The sequence below is a fragment of the Bacillus sp. NPDC094106 genome (assembly GCF_044764345.1).
Lineage (GTDB): Bacteria > Bacillota > Bacilli > Bacillales > Bacillaceae_G > Bacillus_A.
The window spans coordinates 24,866-44,281 of sequence record NZ_JBIWHY010000015.1 but is presented as its reverse complement, the minus strand read 5'-3'; the positions used below and the strand labels follow the sequence as shown (position 1 = coordinate 44,281).

Below are 19,416 nucleotides of genomic sequence, written 5' to 3'. Positions count from 1 at the left end.
TATACAAAATTTTATAACATAAGACAGGGGAAATGCAAAAATACAAGAATATGTAACATATAACGTAGAAGAAGAGAGGGAGAAAGATGTGGAAAACAGCAGATCTTTGTGATGTTTTTGAAAATGAGGTACAAGTATGTCAACAAGCGTTTCAGTCATACGGCAAGAAGGAGCAATTTTATGGGAAGATTGCAACAGTTAAAGTGAAAGATGATAATGTATTAGTGAAAGAAGCGTTGCAATCGTTACCAGAAGGAACAGTATTAGTAGTTGATGGAGAAGGCTCTACGAATTGTGCGTTACTTGGAGATAATTTGGCAAACATTGCAGAAGAACGAAATGTAGCAGGGGTTATTATATATGGATGTGTTCGTGATTCTAAGGAACTGCGAAACATTAATATTGGTATATTTGCATTAGGAACAATGCCAAAGAGAAGTAGAAAAGAGGGAAAAGGAGAGGCGGAAATCCCTTTACAATTTGGAGCAATTGAGTGGATTCCTAATCAATATGTGTATGCGGATGAAGATGGTGTTATTGTATGTGAAAAACGTATTCACGATAACCTGTAGTGGGCGTATAGTATATATACATCAATTAAAAAACGACATAAAATCCTTCCTTTTAGGTGGGAGAGAGCATCTGACCATGCATAGAAACGGTCAGGGCCTTTTTCTGCTACATACGAAGTAAAAATAGAAAGAGCAAATGAGTGTAAGTTACTTTTTGTTCTGCATAGCAGGGATTTAGATGTCGAAAAATAAAAATGGATTTATATAGAAGCTTTATTACCCAATATAATTATCTAGTATTCTTAGAAAATAAATCCAATAAAGCATAGACAAAATTCTATGTCAATAGTAAAATAATACAGAAATTTATTGTCTGATGAATGTATAGGTATGTCGTTTATACGATAACTTTAATAAGGAAATTGGTGAAAATGAAATGGGTTCGCCGTTAAAAGTGAATGTTATCACAATAATACATTCATAAGCTACATAATCTTTCCTATACAAATAAAACAGTCACCTATGAATAGGAAATGCACCCATGGTAGGGTGCTATTACATGCTCTTGAAGGGCCTTTTTTAAGCAAAGGGAGGAATAACTGAGGATGGCAATGATGAAAAAATGGCTGCTTACGTCGGTAATGGCAGTTGCATTAGTATTTGTTTCATTCGCAAATACAGTACATATTACGTTTGCTGAAGGAAAAACAGCAACACTTGCGATTATTGGGGAATCGCAAAAAGGAGTTATTTTGTGTCCGAAAGAAGTGTCAATTGAAGACGGAGAAACAGCCTATAGTTTGTTACAAAAAGCCATGGGGGATAAAGTAATAGCTGAAAATACAAAATACGGTATGTATGTAAAAGGTATTGACGGTTTAATGGGCGGCGACACAAGTGGTTGGACATACGATGTAAATGATAAAGCAGCAATGGTAGGGGCAGATAGTTATAAATTAGATTCTGGAGATATTGTAGCATTTCGTTTTGTTGCAGATTGGAACAACATGAGTCAAGAAACATTACAACAAGCGCTTGATAGAATTGGAACTTGTAAGAGTAACCAAGATGAACAAAAGCCGGACGAGCAAAATCCAGGTGAGCAAAATCCAGATGAACAAAAGCCAGATACGACTCAGCCGAAAGAACCAATCACAAATGAATTGCTCGTGAAACAATTAGATCAAGCGATCGCTAAAACATCACAAAAGATGATGAATGATGGAATCGATAGCGACTGGACAGCAATTGCGCTTGCTCGTTCAGGACAAAATGTACCAATAGAAATGAAGGTTGGTTATCTGCAGTCATTAACACAAAAGGTAGAAAAACAGATGAACCGTTTGACTCCTACGGATTTAGCGAGAACGGTTTTAGCTGTGACAGCAGTAAATGGGAATCCAAGAAATGTAGCCGGACAGAATTTAATCCAAAAATTGTATCAATCTGAAAAACTAAATTCTGTTACGGGCTATACATTTGCTTTAATTGCGCTTGATACAAAGAAATATGAGGTGCCAGCTGAAGTAAAATGGAATCGTGCAGCTTTAGTAAAAGAGATTTTAGATGCACAGCATACAGATGGTGGCTGGACTTACAATGTTGAAAGCGGTAAGGAAGATGCTAGTAGTGTTGATGTAACAGGAATGGTTTTATCAGCATTAACACCTTATCAGAAACAACCAGAAGTTAAACAAGCTGTTGAAAAAGCGGTACAATATTTATCAAGTAAACAATTAAACAATGGTGGATTTGAAGCTGACGGTCAAGAGAATTCTAATAGCGCTGCACAAGCAGTTATGGGGTTATCGATGATAGGAAGTGACCCAACTGGTGATGCGTTTACGAAAAATAATGTAAACGCGGTTCAAAATCTACTATCATACCAGCTGGAAAATGGTGAATTTAAATGGTTGCCAAATGATACAGAGGGTAATAGTATGGCTACTGAACAAGCCCTTTTAGCATTACTTCAATATAAAGAGTTTGTACATGGTAATGGATCTATATATGATTGGTCAAATGATACAATCGGAACTGAAATTGATAAGAAACCAGTTGTAGAACAAGAGATACCAGCAGTAGAAAAAGAAAAAGTTACAGAAGAACCACAACAACAAACAAAAGGCGAGGTATCGGATGTTGTTGTAAAAGAAAAAACAGTAAATAACGAAAAAACTGCAAAAAATCGTCAATTACCAAAAACAGGATCATCAGCTGGTGATGTTGCTGTGCCAGTCGGAATGGGTGTATTATGCATCGCTTCCGCATATGCTTTATGGAGACGAAAAGCAGCTTAACAAAAATTAGGAGCAATGATTTGCTCCTAATTTTATTAGGAAAGGTGAGAACAGTATGAATATGATGAAATGGTTCATTTCATTTGTCCTTTCACTTGGATTGCTTGTAGGATGTAACCAAAGTGAAGTGAAACCAGAACAAAAATCGGCTTCTAAACAAACGGAGCAAAAAGAGGCAGCAAAACAAAAAGAACAGAAAGATGAGAATAAACAAGAAGAGTCGAAAAAAACAGAGGAACAAAAACAACCGGAAGAACAAAAACAAACAGAAGAACAACTAAAAGATAATCAAGAGCAAAAACCTCAAGAAAAAGCTGAGGTAAAACAAGAAGAGAAAAAAGAGCAAGAACCAGCCTCTGAGCCAAAACAATTAGAACAACCAAAAGTAAAAGAAAAAAAGGCTGAACAAAAGCAATCGGAACAACCAGCAGTAAAAGAAGATACGAAAGTAGTCAATCAGCCGAAAGAAACGCCAAAACAGGAACAATCAGTACCACAGCTAGTAGTTCCTAAACCTGAGCCTACACCAATTCCAACGCCACAAACCAAGCAAGTTACTATTTCTGTGCGTGGAGATCAGGGATATCTATTAGATGCAAAAAAAGTCGATATTCAAGAGGGAGCTACGGTTTTTGAAGTGTTAAAAAATACAGGGCTGGAGATTGATTCAACTGGATCAGGAAACAGTAAATATGTAAAAGGAATTAACGATTTATATGAATTTGATAAAGGATCAACTAGCGGATGGAAATACCGTGTAAATGGTACTTTCCCAAATCGCAGTGCTGGTGCGGTAACAGTGAAGCCGGGAGATAAAATCGAATGGGTATATGTGCTAAATTAGGAAAGGATCTTTGGTAAAGGGTTATGAAAATTATCTTTTCTTCTTTACATCCTTTTGTGAATTTCTTCTATTATATTGGGGTGATGATACTATGTATGCTGTGTCTTCATCCTCTTTTTTTAGTTGGTGCGATTATGATGATGGTGTTGTTAAACATCATGCAAGGAAATAGCGAGAAAATCAAAAAAATGTTACCAAGCATGTTTGTTTTCTTTGTAATGATTATTGTGTTAAATCCATTACTGACGCATAGAGGAGCAACCACATTATTTCGTTTAGGTGATAACCGAATTACATTAGAAGCATGTATGTATGGGTTAGTAATGGGACTATCGTTACTTGCTATTATGTTTACTTTTACTTCCTACAATGATATTATTTCGAGTCATAAATTTTTGTATTTATTTTCAAGGATTTCACCAAAAGTTGCGCTGTTAACAATGATTACTGTGCGTTTTGTTCCGTTATTTATTCGGCGTTTAAGACAAATTACTCTCGTTCAAAAAACGAAAGGTGTTCAATTAGATTCCGGTCCAATAATAGAGAGAATTAAAAGTGGAATGAAACTTTTACAAGTACTCCTTGTTTGTTCCTTGGAGGATGCATTACAAACGGCAGATTCTATGCAAGCACGTGGGTTTGGTGTGACAAAGCGCAGCATGTATATTCGCTATCGAATGGGAAGACAAGATTGGTACGTAATTACGTATTTAGTGATTGTATTACTAAGCTGTCTTACATTCAATTTTTGCGGGGCTGGTAAGTTATCAATCTATCCAAGAGTAGAATCGATTGTATTTCAGCAGTATGATGGAATACTATTCGTTCTATTTATAATGTTTATTAGTTTACCAATTATAATGGAGGGGAGGGAATGGATATGGTGGCGCATGCAGAAATAAAGAATCTATCATTTACATATAATGATGAAAGTGTACAAGCTTTAACTCATATTTCTTTATCTGTTTCACAAGGTGAGTTTATTGTACTAGCAGGCCGATCAGGATGTGGTAAGACAACACTTTTGAAACATTTAAAAAAAGAGTTACTCCCGATTGGGGAACGTGCCGGTAATGTGTATTATGATGGAGTTTCTCTGCAAGAGATATCAGATTTATTGTCAGCGCAAGAAGTCGGAATGGTGTTTCAAAATCCAGAAAATCAACTCGTTATGGATACAGTGATCCAAGAGCTAGCGTTTTCTTTAGAAAATGTTGGACTGGCATCACATGTTATTCAAAAAAGAATCGCTGAACTCATTAGTTTTTTAGGTTTTCAAGATTTACTCCATCAGTCTGTTCATACCTTATCTGGCGGACAAAAACAACTGGTTAATTTAGCGGCAGTCTTGGTTTTACAACCAAAGCTACTATTGCTTGATGAACCAACAGCACAGCTTGATCCGATTGCTGCCAAGGATTTTTTAGGGCTGCTAAAACGAATTAATGAAGAACTTGGGATTACCATTATCATGAGTGAACATCGTTTAGATGAGGTCATTCCACTTGCAACGCGAGTTGTGTTTATGAATGCTGGAGAAATTATTTATGATGGAATCCCGCAACATGTTATATCGAAAATGTGGGAATTAGAAGAATTTCGACCATTTATACCTCAAATTCCAAGGTTGTTTTTAGAATGGAATGTAGAGCAAATACCCTTTACGGTAAGGGGCGCGCAAACACAAATTCATTCCGAAGTATGTATCGAACATGAAGCGCCAGTTATATCGCAAACAGAAAAAAAAGAAGTGATTTTACAAGCAAAACATATATCATTTCAATATGAAAAAAATAGTCCTTTTATTTTACGAGATTTAACATTATCAATTGAACAAGGGAAGTGGACTGCGCTTGTTGGGAAAAATGGTACTGGAAAATCAACACTTTTAGCGATTTTAGCGGGCTTACAAAAAGCGAGAAGAGGAAAAGTACGGTGGAACGGAACGGAGATTCATAAAATTAATTCAAAGGAACGATTTAAAAGAATCGGATACGTATCACAACATCCGTACTATCATTTTACATGTGATACAGTGTGGGAAGAAGTTTTTGAACGAGCGAATGAGTTATATGGTGAAAAAGCAAATCAAGTGACAAAAGATATGTTGCAGCGATTTTGGCTATATTCTATTCGTGATCGTCATCCGCATGATTGCAGCGGGGGAGAGCAACAGCTACTCGCACTATGTACGGTTTTATTATCGAAACCAAGTTTATTGTTATTAGACGAACCAACAAAAGGATTAGATCCAGGGAAAAAAGAAAGATTAGGTCAATTGTTTCAAGAGTTGCAAAAAGAAGGGACAACCATTGTAATGGCAACTCATGACATTGAATTTGCAGCAAAATATGTAGATCGTTGTATGATGTTATTTGATGGAAAGATCATTATGAATGATGCGCCGAAGGAATTCTTTAGTGATAATTTCTTTTATACAACATCTATTAATCGTTTCATTCGCAAACAATTACCTTATGCATTAACATGGGAGGATGTGTACGAAGCGTGTCCAAACGATACTTTGCTTTTATAATATGTATTTTTATTATTGTAATAAGTACACTCCTTTTTACTTCTCTTGTAATAGATGGACATTATATTTGGTGCAGTTTACTTTTATTAGTTATGATCATGTTACCTTTTTATATACGGTTTGAGAAGAAAGCTTTTGTTTCACGTGAAATTGTTATAGTGGCTATTTTAGCAGCGATAGCAGCAGTTAGTCGTGTCCCATTCTCCATTATGCCAAGTGTACAACCAACTTCTTTTGTCATTATTGTCTCTGCGATTGTGTTTGGAAGTGAAACAGGATTTATGATTGGGGCAACAGCAGCGATTGTATCCAATATCTTTTTAGGGCAAGGACCTTGGACACCGTGGCAAATGTTTGCTTGGGGAATGATAGGGTTTATGGCTGGTTTACTTCGAAACACATGTATTATGAAAAAGTTGTGGGGAAGAATCATTTACGGTTTTATAGTTGGCTTTATCTTTGGGTGGATTATGAACTTATGGGGACTTCTTGGGTTTATACAAGACGTAACATGGAAAGCATTCCTTTCGTATTATGCTGCAAGCTTTTATTTTGATTTAAGCCATGCGATTTCAAATGTCATCTTTCTTACTTTATTTAGTTCTTCATGGATTACCATTCTTACGAGATTTAAAAAGAAATATGGCATTTTAGATGATAATAGAGAACGAATATCTGAAAGAAACAAAGCATAATTATATACAGTAGGGTCGCGACTTACATATTCGTTTGCCTCTTTCAGGCTTCTTACCATTGGTAAGAAGCCTTTTTTTATGAAATAGCAAAAAAGTGTCAAGAAATTGTTTTAATATATTCTAATTTTTATATGAGATTTTTGTATAATAGCAAATGAAAAAGGTTTTCAAAGAGGAGATGTAATATTCATGAGGCTAGTTGTTCCAAAACAGCACGGTGCATGGGGGATGCTGCTGATTCCATTTTTACTCAGTGCATTACTAGGTAAACCTACTTTGTATCATATCCCACTCTTTCTTGCTTGGCTGTTTATCTACTTAGCAACGTATCCATTTTTAATGTATATAAAGCAGATGCGGAAAAAAGAGTTTCTACATTCAGCAATCATTTATTTTCTTATTGCATGTATTTTTGGAATCGTATCTTTACTATATGAATGGAAAATTCTTTTATTTGTAGGTATGATGGTCCCTCTCTTTATCGTAAATATGTATTTCGCCCGTCAAAAAAAGGAACGAGCGTTAGTCAATGATATTTGTGCAATACTTGTTTTCTGCATTGGCGGTTTAGTCAGTTATTATTTTTCGATGAAGACAATTGATGGAACAGCATTGTGGATTGCAGTCGTTTCTTTTCTTTATTTCTTAGGAAGTACATTCTATGTGAAGACGATGATACGAGAAAAGAATAATCCTATTTATCGCTTTGTATCATGGGGATATCACATTGTATTGACCATTGTGTTGTTTGTAGTAAATCCATGGCTTTCCCTTGTTTTTATTCCAAGCTTAGCTCGCGCCATTGTATTATATGGTAAAAAAATATCTATTTTAAAAGTAGGGATTTTAGAAATCGTTAATTCAGTATATTTCTTAATTGTGACGGCAATACTGTTACAGTATGCCATTTGAGGTACTGCCCATCTAGTAAAGAGATGGGCAGTGTTTATTTTTGTTCTAAAATATGAACAGTATGATCACATTCTTGTAATGCTTGTTCCACAGCTTGGAGAGATTGTTCGATTTGCTTCCGATTATTACTTTTTTCAACTGTTTGTAAGGCATTTTCTAAACAATGTTTCGCTTCTTGTAGTGAATGGAACGAATCTTGAACATATCCGCGGGCATTTTTATCCATTATAAATTCCTCCTTTTGTACATACAATTTTAGTATGAGCATTAGAGGAGAAAATATAACTCCATTGTCGTTAATTTGTATGGTTTGACAATGACAACAGAAGTAGCTATAGTAAGATATAAAGTGAATATTTTCTTATCCAGAGAGGTGGAGGGACTGGCCCGATGAAACCCAGCAACCGCGATGCAGGTGCTAATTCCAGCAGAACATATTTGTTCTGGGAGATAAGACGAAGATATCGTACATAACTTCTTCTTATCGAAGAGGTTTTTTTATTGCAAAAAAACCGATTCCGAAAACAACAGAATAAGAAGAAAGGGGTTGCAATTGTACTGTGACACTTGAAAAATACGTAAAGCTGCGTAATGCAGTGTATGAATATATGATAGAACAAGATAAACCCATATCACTATTAGATATTCAAGAGCATATCGTTTCGCATCATGAAGGAAAATTCACGAAAAAAATGTTACACCAATTTTATTTATCAAGGCTATTAGACGAACTGAAACTGGATGGGAAAATTACTTTAGCTGATGATGAATACTCTTATGCTGAAAAAGGGGTATATTATAAGGCGAGAAGAGGGAGCTAGTCTCTCTTTTTTTATGTTATCATTTATTTGAAAATTTAAAATGTATGTAGAGTAAAAGACTGCCAAAGCAGCCTGATACAAGGGAATGGTGTTGAGTGTGTAGTGTCAAAAGTTGAATATGCCCTGAAAGAGGCATTTCATTCGGCTAGAAACGAAAAGAGACACCTTCGCCGAGTAGGTGTCAGTTGTTTTGTCAAATAGGCTTGCCACTTGACATGTAATAGAATACCATGTGATGTGAAAGAAAGTCAAAAGGGAATTTAAGGAAGTGAATTGTTATGTACGCTTTTTTATTAACTGAACTGAAAAAATGGATTCCTAAGCACATTATAGATAGGGGATGTGAATATTATGAAGAGGGACATGTAGAGGATGTAGAAATACATGATGGTAAAGTATTTGCGTTTGTAACAGGGAATTATGGAAACTAAGAAGTAATCGTTGATCTTGTAGATTTTATGAAAAGTACTTGTGAATGCCCTTATGAGAATTACTGCAAGCATATGGCAGCGGTTGTATACGAAATACAAGGTGCTGGGGAAAGTATGGTTAGAGAGAAGTTGAAAACGTTAGAAAAAGAAGAATTGTTAATAATCATGCAGAGATTATTAAGGAGTTCTAAAAATGTACAGGTTGTAGAGAAGATGTTGCGAAAAGGTAAATTTTAGAATGATGTTGTTTAAAGATGAATGTATGAATTGTATACGCACATCCTAATTTATCTAGTTTCAATGCATCCATTTTAGAACATGTATAAAAAGGGCTTCAGAAACGAATCATTCGGTTACTTGAAAGTAGTTACTATATGTTTCCATTTGGGAATGGGGAAAAGCGATTATATGTATTGAAAGGGAGTTGTCTTTGTGACACTCTTTTTTTATTAGATGTAATGCTTAAAGGTGAAATAGAAAATAAAGTAAACAATTAGTCAATTAATTGACTAATTTCCGAAATAGTATTAAAGTAAAACATGGAGGTGGACGAAAATGGAAAATAAAGATGAGATCCTTGTTGAACTAGCATTGAATATCATGCGCTCTAACAATTTACTTAGTCGAATTGGTGGGCAAATCGCTGGGGAAGTTGGTTTGAGTAGGGTACAACAATGGGTTGTACTTGGAAATATTTATAAAGCAGGGACGTTACCATTAAAAGAATTAAGAAAAAATACATTGGTGACAAAACAATCGATAACGGGGATTGTAGAACGATTAGAGCTAGGAGGGTTTATAGAGACATATAATGACCCTAATGATAAACGATCTACTCTTGCTTCTTTAACACAAAAGGGGAGAGAAACAATGGAAAAAATAAAACCATTGCGTTTGAAAAGTAACTGTGAATCATTTTCAATCTTTAATGAAGAAGAAATAAATCAGTTTTCTTCTTACCTATATCGATTAGTTGAGCATTTGGAAGAAATAGAAGAGAAAAGATAGGAGAAGGGGAGAGAAAAATGAATGGTGAAACCAAAAGGAAACCAGTACTTCTTGCATTATTAATTGCAACATTTTTAACTGCAATTGAAGGGACAATTGTGAGTACAGCAATGCCCAAAATTGTGAATGATTTAGGCGGGAGTCAATTATTTACATGGGTTATATCTGTTTATTTACTAGCAACGGTTATTAGTACACCTGTTTTTGGAAAAATGGCAGATTTATATGGAAGAAAGAGTATGTTTACAATAGGCGCAATCATTTTTTTAGTTGGCTCCATGCTTTCTGGCCTTTCACAAACGATGGGACAACTTGTGTTATTTCGAATGGTTCAAGGATTAGGAGCAGGAGCTTTAACAACAATTCCTTATACAATTATTGGTGATATGTATACGTTTGAACAACGAGCAAAAATACAGGGATGGATTAGCAGCGTGTGGGGAATAGCAGGTATTGTTGGGCCGCTTGCTGGCGGTATGATTGTCGATACAGTTTCATGGCACTGGATTTTTTATTTAAATCTTCCTTTTGGCATAATCGCTCTTATTCTGCTTTGGACATCATTTCATGAAAAAGTGGAAGCGAAAAAACGTACAATTGATTATGCTGGTATTCTCACCTTTGCATTGAGTATGTCTTCTTTCTTATATGGTTTAACTTTGTTAAAAGAGCAAAAAGAATTAACAAGTTATACGTTGCTATTCTTTGGCATAACGGTAATTGGAATGTTATTATTTATTCGAATTGAAATGAAAAGTAAAGAACCGATGATTCCACTTGAACTGTTTTCTAAACGGTATATTACAGTATCGAACTTTGCAGGATTTCTTCTTGGATTTATATTGGTGACCGTCACATATTATATACCGTTATGGGTACAAGGTGTAAAACATTTAAATGCAACATATTCTGGATTTGCGATGCTACCAATGTCAATCACATGGCCACTTGCTTCAATTTTATGTGGAAAATGGTTAACGAAACATTCCGTTCGCAAACTAACAATGATTGGAATTTTCTTTGTTGTAGCAGGATGTTTTGGAATGACTTTTTTTCATGAAAATATGATGATTGCAACCATCATGATTGTTATCGCAATCATTGGATTTGGATTTGGTTTAGCGCTCACGTCATTTACGGTTGCAGTTCAGTCTTCTGTGGATTGGAGTATGAGAGGCGCTGCTATCGGATCGAACAATTTAATGCGAACATTAGGTCAAACAATAGGTATTTCAGTTTCTAGTTTATGGTTAAGTGATGAACTAAGCGGAAGAATGTTAGAAAATAGCTTACATCATGTATTTTGGGTATTATTTAGTTTAGCAGTTCTGGCAGTTTGTATTGCTAGTTTGTTAAGCAAGAAAAAGAAAGAGGAGAGCTTGGCTTAAATATCAAATTAGAATGTTATTATATAAAAAAGCTAGTATAAAACTAGCTTTTTGTGTGTGTTGGAATTTAGATAAAAAGGAAACATAAACCGATAACTGCACCGGCATAAAGCAAGTTAATCACACAGAACCCCATAATATCACGCGCACCTAAGCCTGCAATCGCTAAAGCTGGTAATGCCCAAAATGGTTGGATTAAGTTCGTCCAAGCATCACCCCATGCAATCGCCATCGCTGTTTTAGCAGCAGGTACACCAAGTTCTGCTCCAGCTGGAATCATAATAGGAGCTTGTACAGCCCATTGTCCGCCTCCAGATGGAACAAAAATGTTTACAATTCCGGCACTTAAAAATGTGAATAAGGGAAAAGTAGATTCATTTGAAATCTGAATAAAGAAGTTCGAAATAGCTCCCCCAAGTGAAAGTCCATCGCTATTTGTGCCAATCATCATTCCCATAATTCCAGCGTAAAATGGAAATTGCAATAAAATCCCGGAAGCACTTTTCGTTGAGTCTGAAAAGGCACGAATATATTGGATAGGCGTACGATGAAAAATAAGACCAGCGATTAACAACATGAAAATAACGATATCGAGTGTAAGATTAAATCCTTTCGTACTAAAGTAATGAATAATATAGATAATTCCTAAGAGACCAATGCAAACAGTCATCCAAATACTATTTTCCATTTTCTCAGCAAATGTACGGGCCTCTACTTTTTGAGCAGCGGCTTCTTCATGAAATACACTTGGGTCAACTGTAATTGTATGATCTGCATCGGGATGCATTGCTCTATTAATAAGTGGCATGGTAACTAAGAAGACGATAACAGGGACAATAGCATATGGTGAAAATAATGTTTCTGTGATGGGGATTGCTTCCTTTATACTACCAGCTGTTGTTTTGATTAATGTTTCTCCTCCGGATGCTAAAGTAAGTGGAATGGAGGCAGAAAATCCTGCGTGCCATATGAGAAATCCAGAATAGGAAGAAGCGATTGCAAGACGATAGTCTAATCCTTTTATGTGCCTGGCAACTTCTTTAGCGTATAAAACAGAAACAACAATGCCGAATCCCCAATTTATGTAGGCACCTAATAAACTAACAATGGAGATCGCAATAATACCTTGTCCGCTTGTTTTCGGTAATTGAGCAGCTTTTGCTAAGCCTTTGCGAATAAGCGGAGCATTAGCTAAGGCGGAACCTGTAACAAGTACAAGCGCCATTTGCATTGCGAAGGCTAAGAGACCCCAAATACCATTACCCCAATGAGCAATCATTTCTACTGGTGATTGGTGCGTTGCAAACATTCCAAAGAAGATAACGAAAATGGTTAACAAGCAGGATAAAATAAAGGGATCTGGTAAAAATCGTTGTACAAGTGTAACACAACCATTTGTAAAAGAGCGAAACAAATACATCAACCTCCTTGACTATATTTCTTTACAATATTCGTTATCGTGTAAGTAATAACCTTTCTAAAACAGAAAATTCAGATAATTAAAAGAAAGAAAATCTTTCACTCGTGTGAAAGATTTTCTAAGTATTTTGCGATATCTACATACATATTTGAATAAATAGAATGTATATCACCGCTCGGTTCAGCATTTGATGAAAAATGTACAATAACCATATTGGCTTTTGGATCTATATAGAGACATTGTCCATAACTCCCCAGCACTTCAAAGGCACCTTGCTCATTATGAGGAATCCACCATTGATTATGATAAGAAGTGGGGGCTCCATACCCGATAGCCAGCTCACCTTCTTGTATGCTTTTTATATCTTCTGAAATAGAAGAAGGTAGAATTTGCTTTCCGTTGTATTGACCATTATTTAAAAGCAATTGACCAAACTTAGCCATATCTCTTGCAGTGGCATTTAAACCAGCGCTTGCTTGTTCGACTTTTGTATCATCAGTTACATAATACGCACTTTCTTCCATGCCGATTTTGGACCAAATTCGTTCACTTACATTTTTAGCTAATGATTTACCAGTTACTTTCCGTATGATCCAGCCAAGTGTTTCAGCAGAACCATTATTATAGGAAAACTCTGCTCCAGGTGGTGCGGTTTCTTTTGCTTCTTGTAACATATCATAAATGTTCATTGGGCCATCATAGTTTTTAGAACGAGGAAGAATGTTACTAGCTAAATATAGCTGTGCATCTTGATTTTCTAATCCCCGTTGTATATATCCATGTGTAGGGTATTCCGCGGAAACTTGCATGTCCATTAACTGTTGAATCGTCGCTTTCCCAAATGGAGTGTTCCGTAATTCTGTGACATACGTTTCAGCAAGTTTATTTACATCAATTTGCTTTTCTTCGGCTAAAGATTGCACAAGTGCACCGGTAAAGACTTTAGCTAAAGAAGCCATCCCATGCGGTGTATTTTGTTTATAACCATTGAAGTAATGTTCGTAAACGAGTTTTCCGTTATGTATAACAACAAATGCATCGGTTTTATTCTCATCTAATAGTTTCTTTAAAGGAATATCCTGTCCATTTCCTTGTTTAACAGAGAAATCATCTAAATTTTGTAATGCAGCAGGGAATGTTGATACTTGTTCAGGGTTATTTTTTACTTCACTTGTTAGTACCAGTTCGTTCATATGTGTATATGCCCAACGTAAGTAAGGATCTTGCAGCCAATTTTCCTTTGTCACGTTTTCTTTTGACGGAGTTACTTTATTATGTTTAAAAACCGTAAAACCAAGCCCTGTTACTACAAATAATAGTGTGAGTATGAGCAATAGAAGGGGAGATTTTTTAAAATTCATATAATACCTCCTTGATATTTCTACAGTAAGTATACGCTCGTTTTCTTAGAAATACAAAATAAGGGAAGTAAACAGAGGAGTTTACTTCCCTTATTAACATTAAGCTGATAATTTTCCATCCGTATCTTGCTTTTTGAATTTTTGCTTTCTACCATGTAAGCAAAAATAAATAAGTAATGTAAATGCAACGATAATGGCAGAAATGAAATACATATTATGATAACTTGATTTTGCAGCTACTATACCTAAAATGAAAGAGCCAAAACCAATACCGCTATCAAAGAATGAAAAATAAGTAGCGGTTGCTGAACCACGTCGGTGATTTGGCGCGGAGGAAATAGCAATTGTTTGGAAACTTGGAATGAGTGTTCCGTAGCCTAAGCCGATTAACATACCTGCACCGAGGAACCAAAATGATGTTTGTGCTTGGCTTAAGACGAACATTCCTACTGTAAAAATAATAATAGCAGGATAAATCAGTACATTTTCACCAAAACGGTCAAATATCTTTCCTGTAAATGGACGAGAAAGAACAACAACGAGTGCATATAAAATAAAGAAGTAACTCGCAGCTTCTCCTAAACCAAGCTCTTTCGCATAAATAGGAATAAAGGATAAAATACCACTATAAGAAAATGCTAGAACAAAGCCTGTAAGAGCAATTGGAATGGAAGAAGGTTCAATTAAATCTTTCCATTTCATCGGTTCACGTTTTTGTTTATTCATTGGTTTTTCATGTGGAATATTTACGAGTAAGCCTAATAAAAATGCTAATAATGAAAATACAGAACAAACCATAAATAAAGCAGTAAATGAAAAATGTGAAATAATCGTCAAACCTAAAAAAGGACCGATTACCATTGGAAGACTCATAAACACACCATAATAGGCAAGTGCTTCACCACGTCGATGAGGTGGTGCGACATCTGTTACAATCGTACCTGTTGCTGTAGTTGCCATTCCAAATCCAATCCCATGAAGGAAGCGAAGAGCAAGTAATAAAAATAAACTCTGTGTACCGAAATACATGATGGTAGCGGCTAAAAATAGCGAAAGAGAAATAAATAATATTTTCTTTCTTCCTAAATCATCAAGCCATTTCCCTGTAAACGGTCGGCATAGAACAGAAGAAATAAGGAAAACTGTTGCAACTAAACCGATTTCTTCAGGTTTTCCTTTCAGACCATCTATTACATAGACGGGTAAAGTGGTCATAAGCATGTAAAACGTTAAAAATAGAAACAGACTACTAAAACAAGTTCCAAGGAAGTCCTTCGTCCAAAGCTTCTCACTTTGCATCGTCATCCCTCCAATTAATCATCTAAATTTTTAATAATAGTTTGTAAAACTTGAAATGCTAGTTGCAAGTCGTCTTCATTAATAGTATGCAACGCTTTTTCTTCGAAAGTGTCGACTTCTTCTTGCCATACTGGAATCATTTCCAGTGCTGTTTCTGATAATGAAATTAGCTTTTCGCGGCGGTCTTTTCCTTCAGTTCGAATAATCCAGCCCATTGTTTCCATACGTGTTAATGTCCGAGTCATTGTTGGTGATTCAACGTTTAAATACTGACATAACTCAGTTTGTGTACAAGGTCCAGTTTGATTGATTCGGAAAATAACAGCCCATTGTGCACTAAATAAACCTGTTGGTGATACACGTTCATTAAATTTTTTCGTAAACTTCCGAGAAGTTTGACTGACAATGTGAAAAAAATGCTGTTTTTCGTCCATTTGTTTAATCCTTTCAAATTAGTTACCTAGCTAACTATATACTTTTTTACTATGATTGTCTAGTAATAGACATGTTGTTTTATGTAAAAATTTTGTATAGATTTCATGTTGAGAACGTATATTCTACATGGTATCCTAAATGTAGGTTCGGAATTTTCTTTCTATTAAAGTGGATGGAGGGGACGTGTGATGATTAAGCCGGCAATAATGGAATTTGTTTCGTTGTCAAATGGAGAAACGATTGCATACCAAGAAGTTGGAAGGGAAAATAAAGAAATACTTGTACTCATTCACGGCAATATGACATCTTCACAGCATTGGGATTTAGTGATTGAGAAATTACAAGGCGAATATCATATTTATGCCATTGATTTAAGGGGATTCGGGAAATCGACATACCATAAGTCAATAGATTCATTACAAGATTTTGCTGCTGATTTAAAGCTATTTATAGATGAACTACAATTGAAGAAATTTTCATTGATGGGCTGGTCAATGGGTGGTGGCGTTGCGATGGAATTTACAGCTTGTCATACGGAGTTTGTAGAGAAACTCATTTTGGTAGAATCAGTCGGAATGAAAGGATATCCAATCTTTAAAAAAGATATGAATGGTCAGCCTATCGTGTCCACTTTATTAAAAACAAAAGAAGAAATTGCACAAGACCCTGTTCAAATCGCTCCTGTTTTAGATGCAATCAAAAATAGGAACAAGTTATATTATCAAACGGTTTGGAACCTATTGATTTATACACATCATAAACCAGATCCAGAGCGCTATGAAAAATATTTAGATGATATGTTAACGCAGCGTAATTTTGTCGACGTAAACTACGCTTTAACTACGTTTAATATTTCAGATGAACATAATGGGGTTGTACCAGGAAACGGACATATTCATCGTCTCCAAGTACCAACACTCGTTGTACAAGGAGACCGTGATTATGTGGTCCCGCAGGTAGTAGGGGAAGAATTAGCAAACCATCTCCCGAACGCTAAGTTAGCCATATTGGAGAATTGTGGGCATTCACCGTTTATTGATTGCTTAGATGAATTTACGCAGCATGTAACAAATTGGCTGGAAAATAAATAGAGGCTTCCTAATGGGATAAATGTCACATGATAGTATACAATTTTCCTGTACGCAATGTTTGTAAGTACATGATGTAGAAAATCTTACCTAAAAGTATCATATAATAACTTAAGATCGTGATAGAAAAGGAGTTAGAAAGGTGACTTTCTAACTCCTTTTTATAATGACATTTACGCACTCATCCTTGAAAACAGTTTATAATGAAAATTGGTGAGTTTGAAAAGGGAGAGGGAAGATGATGTCAACACGATTTACATTTTGGATTATGGTTGGAATTGTTGCGATTTCTGGATTGTCACAAGGAATGCTTCTACCTGCTATCGCAATGATTTTTGAGCAAGAAGGGATTCGTTCTAGTTTTAACGGCATTCATGCAACAGCGCTATATATTGGAATCTTATTTATTTCGCCATGGCTTGAAAAACCGATGCAACGCTTTGGAATGAAACCGATTATCGTAATCGGTGGCTTTCTTGTCATTATTTCATTATTCTTTTTTACACAAACATTTTCATTTTGGACATGGTTTATCCTCCGCTTTTTAGTTGGCGTAGGGGACCATATGTTACATGTCGGAACACAAACGTGGATTACAACGACAGCTGACCCTAGTAAAATAGGCAGACAAATATCTATATATGGAGTCTTTTTTGGTATTGGTTTTGCGGTAGGCCCATACTTAGCTAGCACTGTTCAATATGGACTTGCAACACCATTTATTGTATCTACGATTCTTTGCTTAATTGGATGGTTACTATTACTTCCAACTAAAAACGCTTTTCCAGAGCAAGATGAAACAGGGAAAGAAAGTGAATCATCGTTTTCACGTTATAAACAAGTAGTTGTTCTTGCATGGATTGCACTTATTGGACCTCTAGCATATGGTGTGCTAGAAGCAATGCTAAATAGTAACTTACCGGTATATGCACTTCGTAAAGGATGGGCTGTCTCTGATGTATCCTTCTTATTACCTGCATTTGCAATCGGGGGAATTATCACGCAAATTCCGCTTGGTATATTAAGTGATAAATATGGAAGAGACCGCATTTTAATGTGGACATTCAGCATCAGTACAATTATCTTCTTACTTGCTGCAGCGTTTGATCAGTATTATTGGATTGTATTTGGGTGTATGCTCCTAGCTGGGATGGTAATCGGTTCATGTTTCTCATTAGGGCTTGGATTTATGACGGATTTATTGCCAAGACACTTACTGCCAGCCGGGAATATATTGTCTGGAATTGCCTTTAGTATAGGAAGTATTATGGGACCTGTATTAGGAGGTATATTTATAGAGAAAATACAGTATACAAGCTTTTTTATAGCGGTTATGATTATAATGGCAATTATTGCACTTTTATACATCACCTATATGAAAAGCCAATTCGCATCAAGAAAAATAGAAAGTAGGTTAGGGCATGACGAAACAACCTAATAAGAAAAAATTTGAAGTACAAGAGGACGAAACCATTACAGATTGTTTAGCGCGTATGGAAAAAGAGGGGTATGCACCTTCACGCCGTATGGAAGAGCCAATCTTTCATGAAGTGAAAAAGGATGGAAAAACAGTAGTAGAGCCGTGCGGAAGAAAAATTGTTTTTGAAGGAAAATTGAAATAAGAAGAGAGGTCTAATATGAACGGTACCCTATAAAATGGACAGTTTACTAAAAAGACCATTAAGAATTAAATACTTAAAAGATGGATTCGGTTTGACCGGTGCCATCTTTTTTAGTATCCACTGTACATTAATTGGACTATTTCGCTTAATAGTTCTCTCTGTAAACATTTCCACAATTTTCTATGTTAAAATCAAGGTTGGAGGTGTTTCATATGGAAGAATTGCAAGGGATTTTGGAGAAAAATAAATATACATATGAAATAATTCAACACGAAAAAACAATACTTTCAAGACAAGATGGCTCGGAATATTTTGGGATTGAAGTTGGGCAAACAGCTCCGACGATGATATTAAAAAGTGATAAAGGTTTTTTTGTTTTAATTGCATCTGGAAGTCGTAACAAAGTTAGTTTTGAGAAAATAGCTGATATTTTAGGTTGTAGTAAAGTGAAATTAGCATCTCCAGAGGAAGTTCAGAGAGTTACAGGATTTCAGGTAGGAAGTGTACGTATGGTAGGTCTTGATTTACCTTGTGTGATAGACAACCGACTTTTCCATTATGATTATATTTATGGAGGTACCGGTCAATCAACATTTACTTTAAAAATTGAACCACAAGCTTTAAATGAATTAAATCCTGTGATTGCAACCTTCGATTAACAGGAAATAATACTTTTTTTTCAGCAAACAGGCGCAATTGTGGAGTAACACAGGTAGAGAATGATCAAACTTTTTTATTAAAAGT

19 protein-coding genes, 1 pseudogene and 1 riboswitch are annotated in these 19,416 nt (G+C 35.6%); of the genes and pseudogenes, 15 read left to right on the top strand and 5 right to left on the bottom strand.

Translation table 11 applies throughout. The features are described 5' to 3' along the window. The first annotated feature begins 86 nt into the window (after positions 1-86). The 7 genes from rraA to ACIQ7L_RS20245 all read left to right on the top strand — a co-directional run bounded on the left by rraA (position 87) and on the right by ACIQ7L_RS20245 (position 7,799). Positions 87-572: a ribonuclease E activity regulator RraA gene (rraA, locus tag ACIQ7L_RS20275; RefSeq protein WP_400571221.1), complete on the top strand. Its 486-nt coding sequence runs from the start codon at positions 87-89 to the stop codon at positions 570-572. Between the two features lie 545 nt (positions 573-1,117). Then, positions 1,118-2,812: a DUF4430 domain-containing protein gene (locus ACIQ7L_RS20270; RefSeq protein ID WP_400571220.1), complete on the top strand. Its 1,695-nt coding sequence runs from the start codon at positions 1,118-1,120 to the stop codon at positions 2,810-2,812. 55 nt (positions 2,813-2,867) lie between these two features. Beyond that, entirely contained in the window at positions 2,868-3,656 is a 789-nt protein-coding gene (locus tag ACIQ7L_RS20265; RefSeq protein WP_400571219.1) for a DUF4430 domain-containing protein, read from the top strand. Between the two features lie 23 nt (positions 3,657-3,679). Continuing rightward, entirely contained in the window at positions 3,680-4,558 is an 879-nt protein-coding gene (locus ACIQ7L_RS20260) for an energy-coupling factor transporter transmembrane component T (RefSeq protein WP_400571218.1), read from the top strand. Then, positions 4,531-6,192, top strand: a complete 1,662-nt coding sequence (locus tag ACIQ7L_RS20255) for an ABC transporter ATP-binding protein (protein WP_400571217.1) — start codon at positions 4,531-4,533, stop codon at positions 6,190-6,192. The genes ACIQ7L_RS20260 and ACIQ7L_RS20255 overlap by 28 nt, the downstream gene beginning before the upstream one ends. Then, positions 6,165-6,887, top strand: a complete 723-nt coding sequence (locus ACIQ7L_RS20250) for an ECF transporter S component (RefSeq protein WP_400571216.1) — start codon at positions 6,165-6,167, stop codon at positions 6,885-6,887. Before ACIQ7L_RS20255 ends, ACIQ7L_RS20250 begins: the two co-directional genes overlap by 28 nt. Positions 6,888-7,076: 189 nt before the next feature. Next, the gene (locus ACIQ7L_RS20245; protein WP_400571215.1) at positions 7,077-7,799 is read left to right on the top strand and encodes a YwiC-like family protein; all 723 of its coding nucleotides are present in this window, start codon (positions 7,077-7,079) and stop codon (positions 7,797-7,799) included. A gap of 34 nt (positions 7,800-7,833) precedes the next feature. Here the strand turns inward: ACIQ7L_RS20245 and ACIQ7L_RS20240 are convergent, their stop codons facing one another. After that, positions 7,834-8,025, bottom strand: coding sequence for a hypothetical protein (locus ACIQ7L_RS20240; protein WP_400571214.1), 192 nt, complete (start codon positions 8,023-8,025; stop codon positions 7,834-7,836). Positions 8,026-8,157: 132 nt separating this feature from the next. Then, a riboswitch (SAM riboswitch) is annotated at positions 8,158-8,256 on the top strand. Between the two features lie 103 nt (positions 8,257-8,359). On the opposite strand from ACIQ7L_RS20240, the gene ACIQ7L_RS20235 reads away from it, so the two are divergent. From ACIQ7L_RS20235 to ACIQ7L_RS20220, 4 genes and pseudogenes are all read left to right on the top strand, one after another. Further along, on the top strand, positions 8,360-8,620 hold the full coding sequence (locus ACIQ7L_RS20235; protein WP_141523109.1) for a hypothetical protein: 261 nt from the start codon (positions 8,360-8,362) through the stop codon (positions 8,618-8,620). Positions 8,621-8,898: 278 nt separating this feature from the next. Beyond that, positions 8,899-9,288, top strand: a pseudogene (locus tag ACIQ7L_RS20230) (SWIM zinc finger family protein). A 318-nt stretch (positions 9,289-9,606) separates the two neighbouring features. Then, positions 9,607-10,059, top strand: a complete 453-nt coding sequence (locus tag ACIQ7L_RS20225) for a MarR family winged helix-turn-helix transcriptional regulator (RefSeq protein ID WP_400571213.1) — start codon at positions 9,607-9,609, stop codon at positions 10,057-10,059. Between the two features lie 17 nt (positions 10,060-10,076). Further along, entirely contained in the window at positions 10,077-11,447 is a 1,371-nt protein-coding gene (locus ACIQ7L_RS20220) for an MDR family MFS transporter (protein ID WP_400571212.1), read from the top strand. Positions 11,448-11,514: 67 nt separating this feature from the next. On the opposite strand, the gene ACIQ7L_RS20215 is transcribed toward ACIQ7L_RS20220, so the two are convergent. From ACIQ7L_RS20215 to ACIQ7L_RS20200, 4 genes are all read right to left on the bottom strand, one after another. Next, positions 11,515-12,861 (bottom strand): short-chain fatty acid transporter, encoded by a 1,347-nt coding sequence (locus ACIQ7L_RS20215; RefSeq protein WP_400571211.1) that lies wholly within the window; start codon positions 12,859-12,861, stop codon positions 11,515-11,517. A 104-nt stretch (positions 12,862-12,965) separates the two neighbouring features. Then, positions 12,966-14,228: a serine hydrolase domain-containing protein gene (locus ACIQ7L_RS20210; protein ID WP_400571210.1), complete on the bottom strand. Its 1,263-nt coding sequence runs from the start codon at positions 14,226-14,228 to the stop codon at positions 12,966-12,968. 99 nt (positions 14,229-14,327) lie between these two features. Beyond that, positions 14,328-15,527, bottom strand: a complete 1,200-nt coding sequence (locus tag ACIQ7L_RS20205) for an MFS transporter (protein ID WP_400571209.1) — start codon at positions 15,525-15,527, stop codon at positions 14,328-14,330. A gap of 14 nt (positions 15,528-15,541) precedes the next feature. Next, positions 15,542-15,961, bottom strand: a complete 420-nt coding sequence (locus ACIQ7L_RS20200) for a MarR family winged helix-turn-helix transcriptional regulator (RefSeq protein WP_400571208.1) — start codon at positions 15,959-15,961, stop codon at positions 15,542-15,544. Positions 15,962-16,150: 189 nt separating this feature from the next. Between ACIQ7L_RS20200 and phaZ the strand changes: the two genes are divergently transcribed. The 4 genes from phaZ (at position 16,151) to ACIQ7L_RS20180 (ending at position 19,331) form a co-directional block, all read left to right on the top strand. Further along, on the top strand, positions 16,151-17,053 hold the full coding sequence (gene phaZ, locus ACIQ7L_RS20195) for an intracellular short-chain-length polyhydroxyalkanoate depolymerase (RefSeq protein WP_400571207.1): 903 nt from the start codon (positions 16,151-16,153) through the stop codon (positions 17,051-17,053). 238 nt (positions 17,054-17,291) lie between these two features. Then, positions 17,292-18,488: an MFS transporter gene (locus ACIQ7L_RS20190; protein ID WP_400571206.1), complete on the top strand. Its 1,197-nt coding sequence runs from the start codon at positions 17,292-17,294 to the stop codon at positions 18,486-18,488. After that, positions 18,472-18,672, top strand: a complete 201-nt coding sequence (locus tag ACIQ7L_RS20185) for an NETI motif-containing protein (protein ID WP_400571205.1) — start codon at positions 18,472-18,474, stop codon at positions 18,670-18,672. Before ACIQ7L_RS20190 ends, ACIQ7L_RS20185 begins: the two co-directional genes overlap by 17 nt. 212 nt (positions 18,673-18,884) lie before the next feature. Then, positions 18,885-19,331 carry an aminoacyl-tRNA deacylase gene (locus ACIQ7L_RS20180; protein ID WP_400571204.1) on the top strand — a complete coding sequence of 149 codons (447 nt, stop codon included), beginning with the start codon at positions 18,885-18,887 and terminating at the stop codon, positions 19,329-19,331. Positions 19,332-19,416 lie beyond the last annotated feature (85 nt).

Excerpts from the sequence above, each read along its gene's own strand:
- rraA (WP_400571221.1), top strand. The coding sequence starts at position 87 with ATGTGGAAAACAGCAGATCTTTGTGATGTTTTTGAAAATGAGGTACAA.
- ACIQ7L_RS20270 (WP_400571220.1), top strand. The coding sequence starts at position 1,118 with ATGGCAATGATGAAAAAATGGCTGCTTACGTCGGTAATGGCAGTTGCA.
- ACIQ7L_RS20265 (WP_400571219.1), top strand. The coding sequence starts at position 2,868 with ATGAATATGATGAAATGGTTCATTTCATTTGTCCTTTCACTTGGATTG.
- ACIQ7L_RS20260 (WP_400571218.1), top strand. The coding sequence starts at position 3,680 with ATGAAAATTATCTTTTCTTCTTTACATCCTTTTGTGAATTTCTTCTAT.
- ACIQ7L_RS20255 (WP_400571217.1), top strand. The coding sequence starts at position 4,531 with ATGGATATGGTGGCGCATGCAGAAATAAAGAATCTATCATTTACATAT.
- ACIQ7L_RS20245 (WP_400571215.1), top strand. The coding sequence starts at position 7,077 with ATGAGGCTAGTTGTTCCAAAACAGCACGGTGCATGGGGGATGCTGCTG.
- ACIQ7L_RS20240 (WP_400571214.1), bottom strand. The coding sequence starts at position 8,025 with ATGGATAAAAATGCCCGCGGATATGTTCAAGATTCGTTCCATTCACTA.
- ACIQ7L_RS20225 (WP_400571213.1), top strand. The coding sequence starts at position 9,607 with ATGGAAAATAAAGATGAGATCCTTGTTGAACTAGCATTGAATATCATG.
- ACIQ7L_RS20220 (WP_400571212.1), top strand. The coding sequence starts at position 10,077 with ATGAATGGTGAAACCAAAAGGAAACCAGTACTTCTTGCATTATTAATT.
- ACIQ7L_RS20210 (WP_400571210.1), bottom strand. The coding sequence starts at position 14,228 with ATGAATTTTAAAAAATCTCCCCTTCTATTGCTCATACTCACACTATTA.
- ACIQ7L_RS20205 (WP_400571209.1), bottom strand. The coding sequence starts at position 15,527 with ATGCAAAGTGAGAAGCTTTGGACGAAGGACTTCCTTGGAACTTGTTTT.
- ACIQ7L_RS20200 (WP_400571208.1), bottom strand. The coding sequence starts at position 15,961 with ATGGACGAAAAACAGCATTTTTTTCACATTGTCAGTCAAACTTCTCGG.
- phaZ (WP_400571207.1), top strand. The coding sequence starts at position 16,151 with ATGATTAAGCCGGCAATAATGGAATTTGTTTCGTTGTCAAATGGAGAA.
- ACIQ7L_RS20190 (WP_400571206.1), top strand. The coding sequence starts at position 17,292 with ATGTCAACACGATTTACATTTTGGATTATGGTTGGAATTGTTGCGATT.
- ACIQ7L_RS20185 (WP_400571205.1), top strand. The coding sequence starts at position 18,472 with ATGACGAAACAACCTAATAAGAAAAAATTTGAAGTACAAGAGGACGAA.
- ACIQ7L_RS20180 (WP_400571204.1), top strand. The coding sequence starts at position 18,885 with ATGGAAGAATTGCAAGGGATTTTGGAGAAAAATAAATATACATATGAA.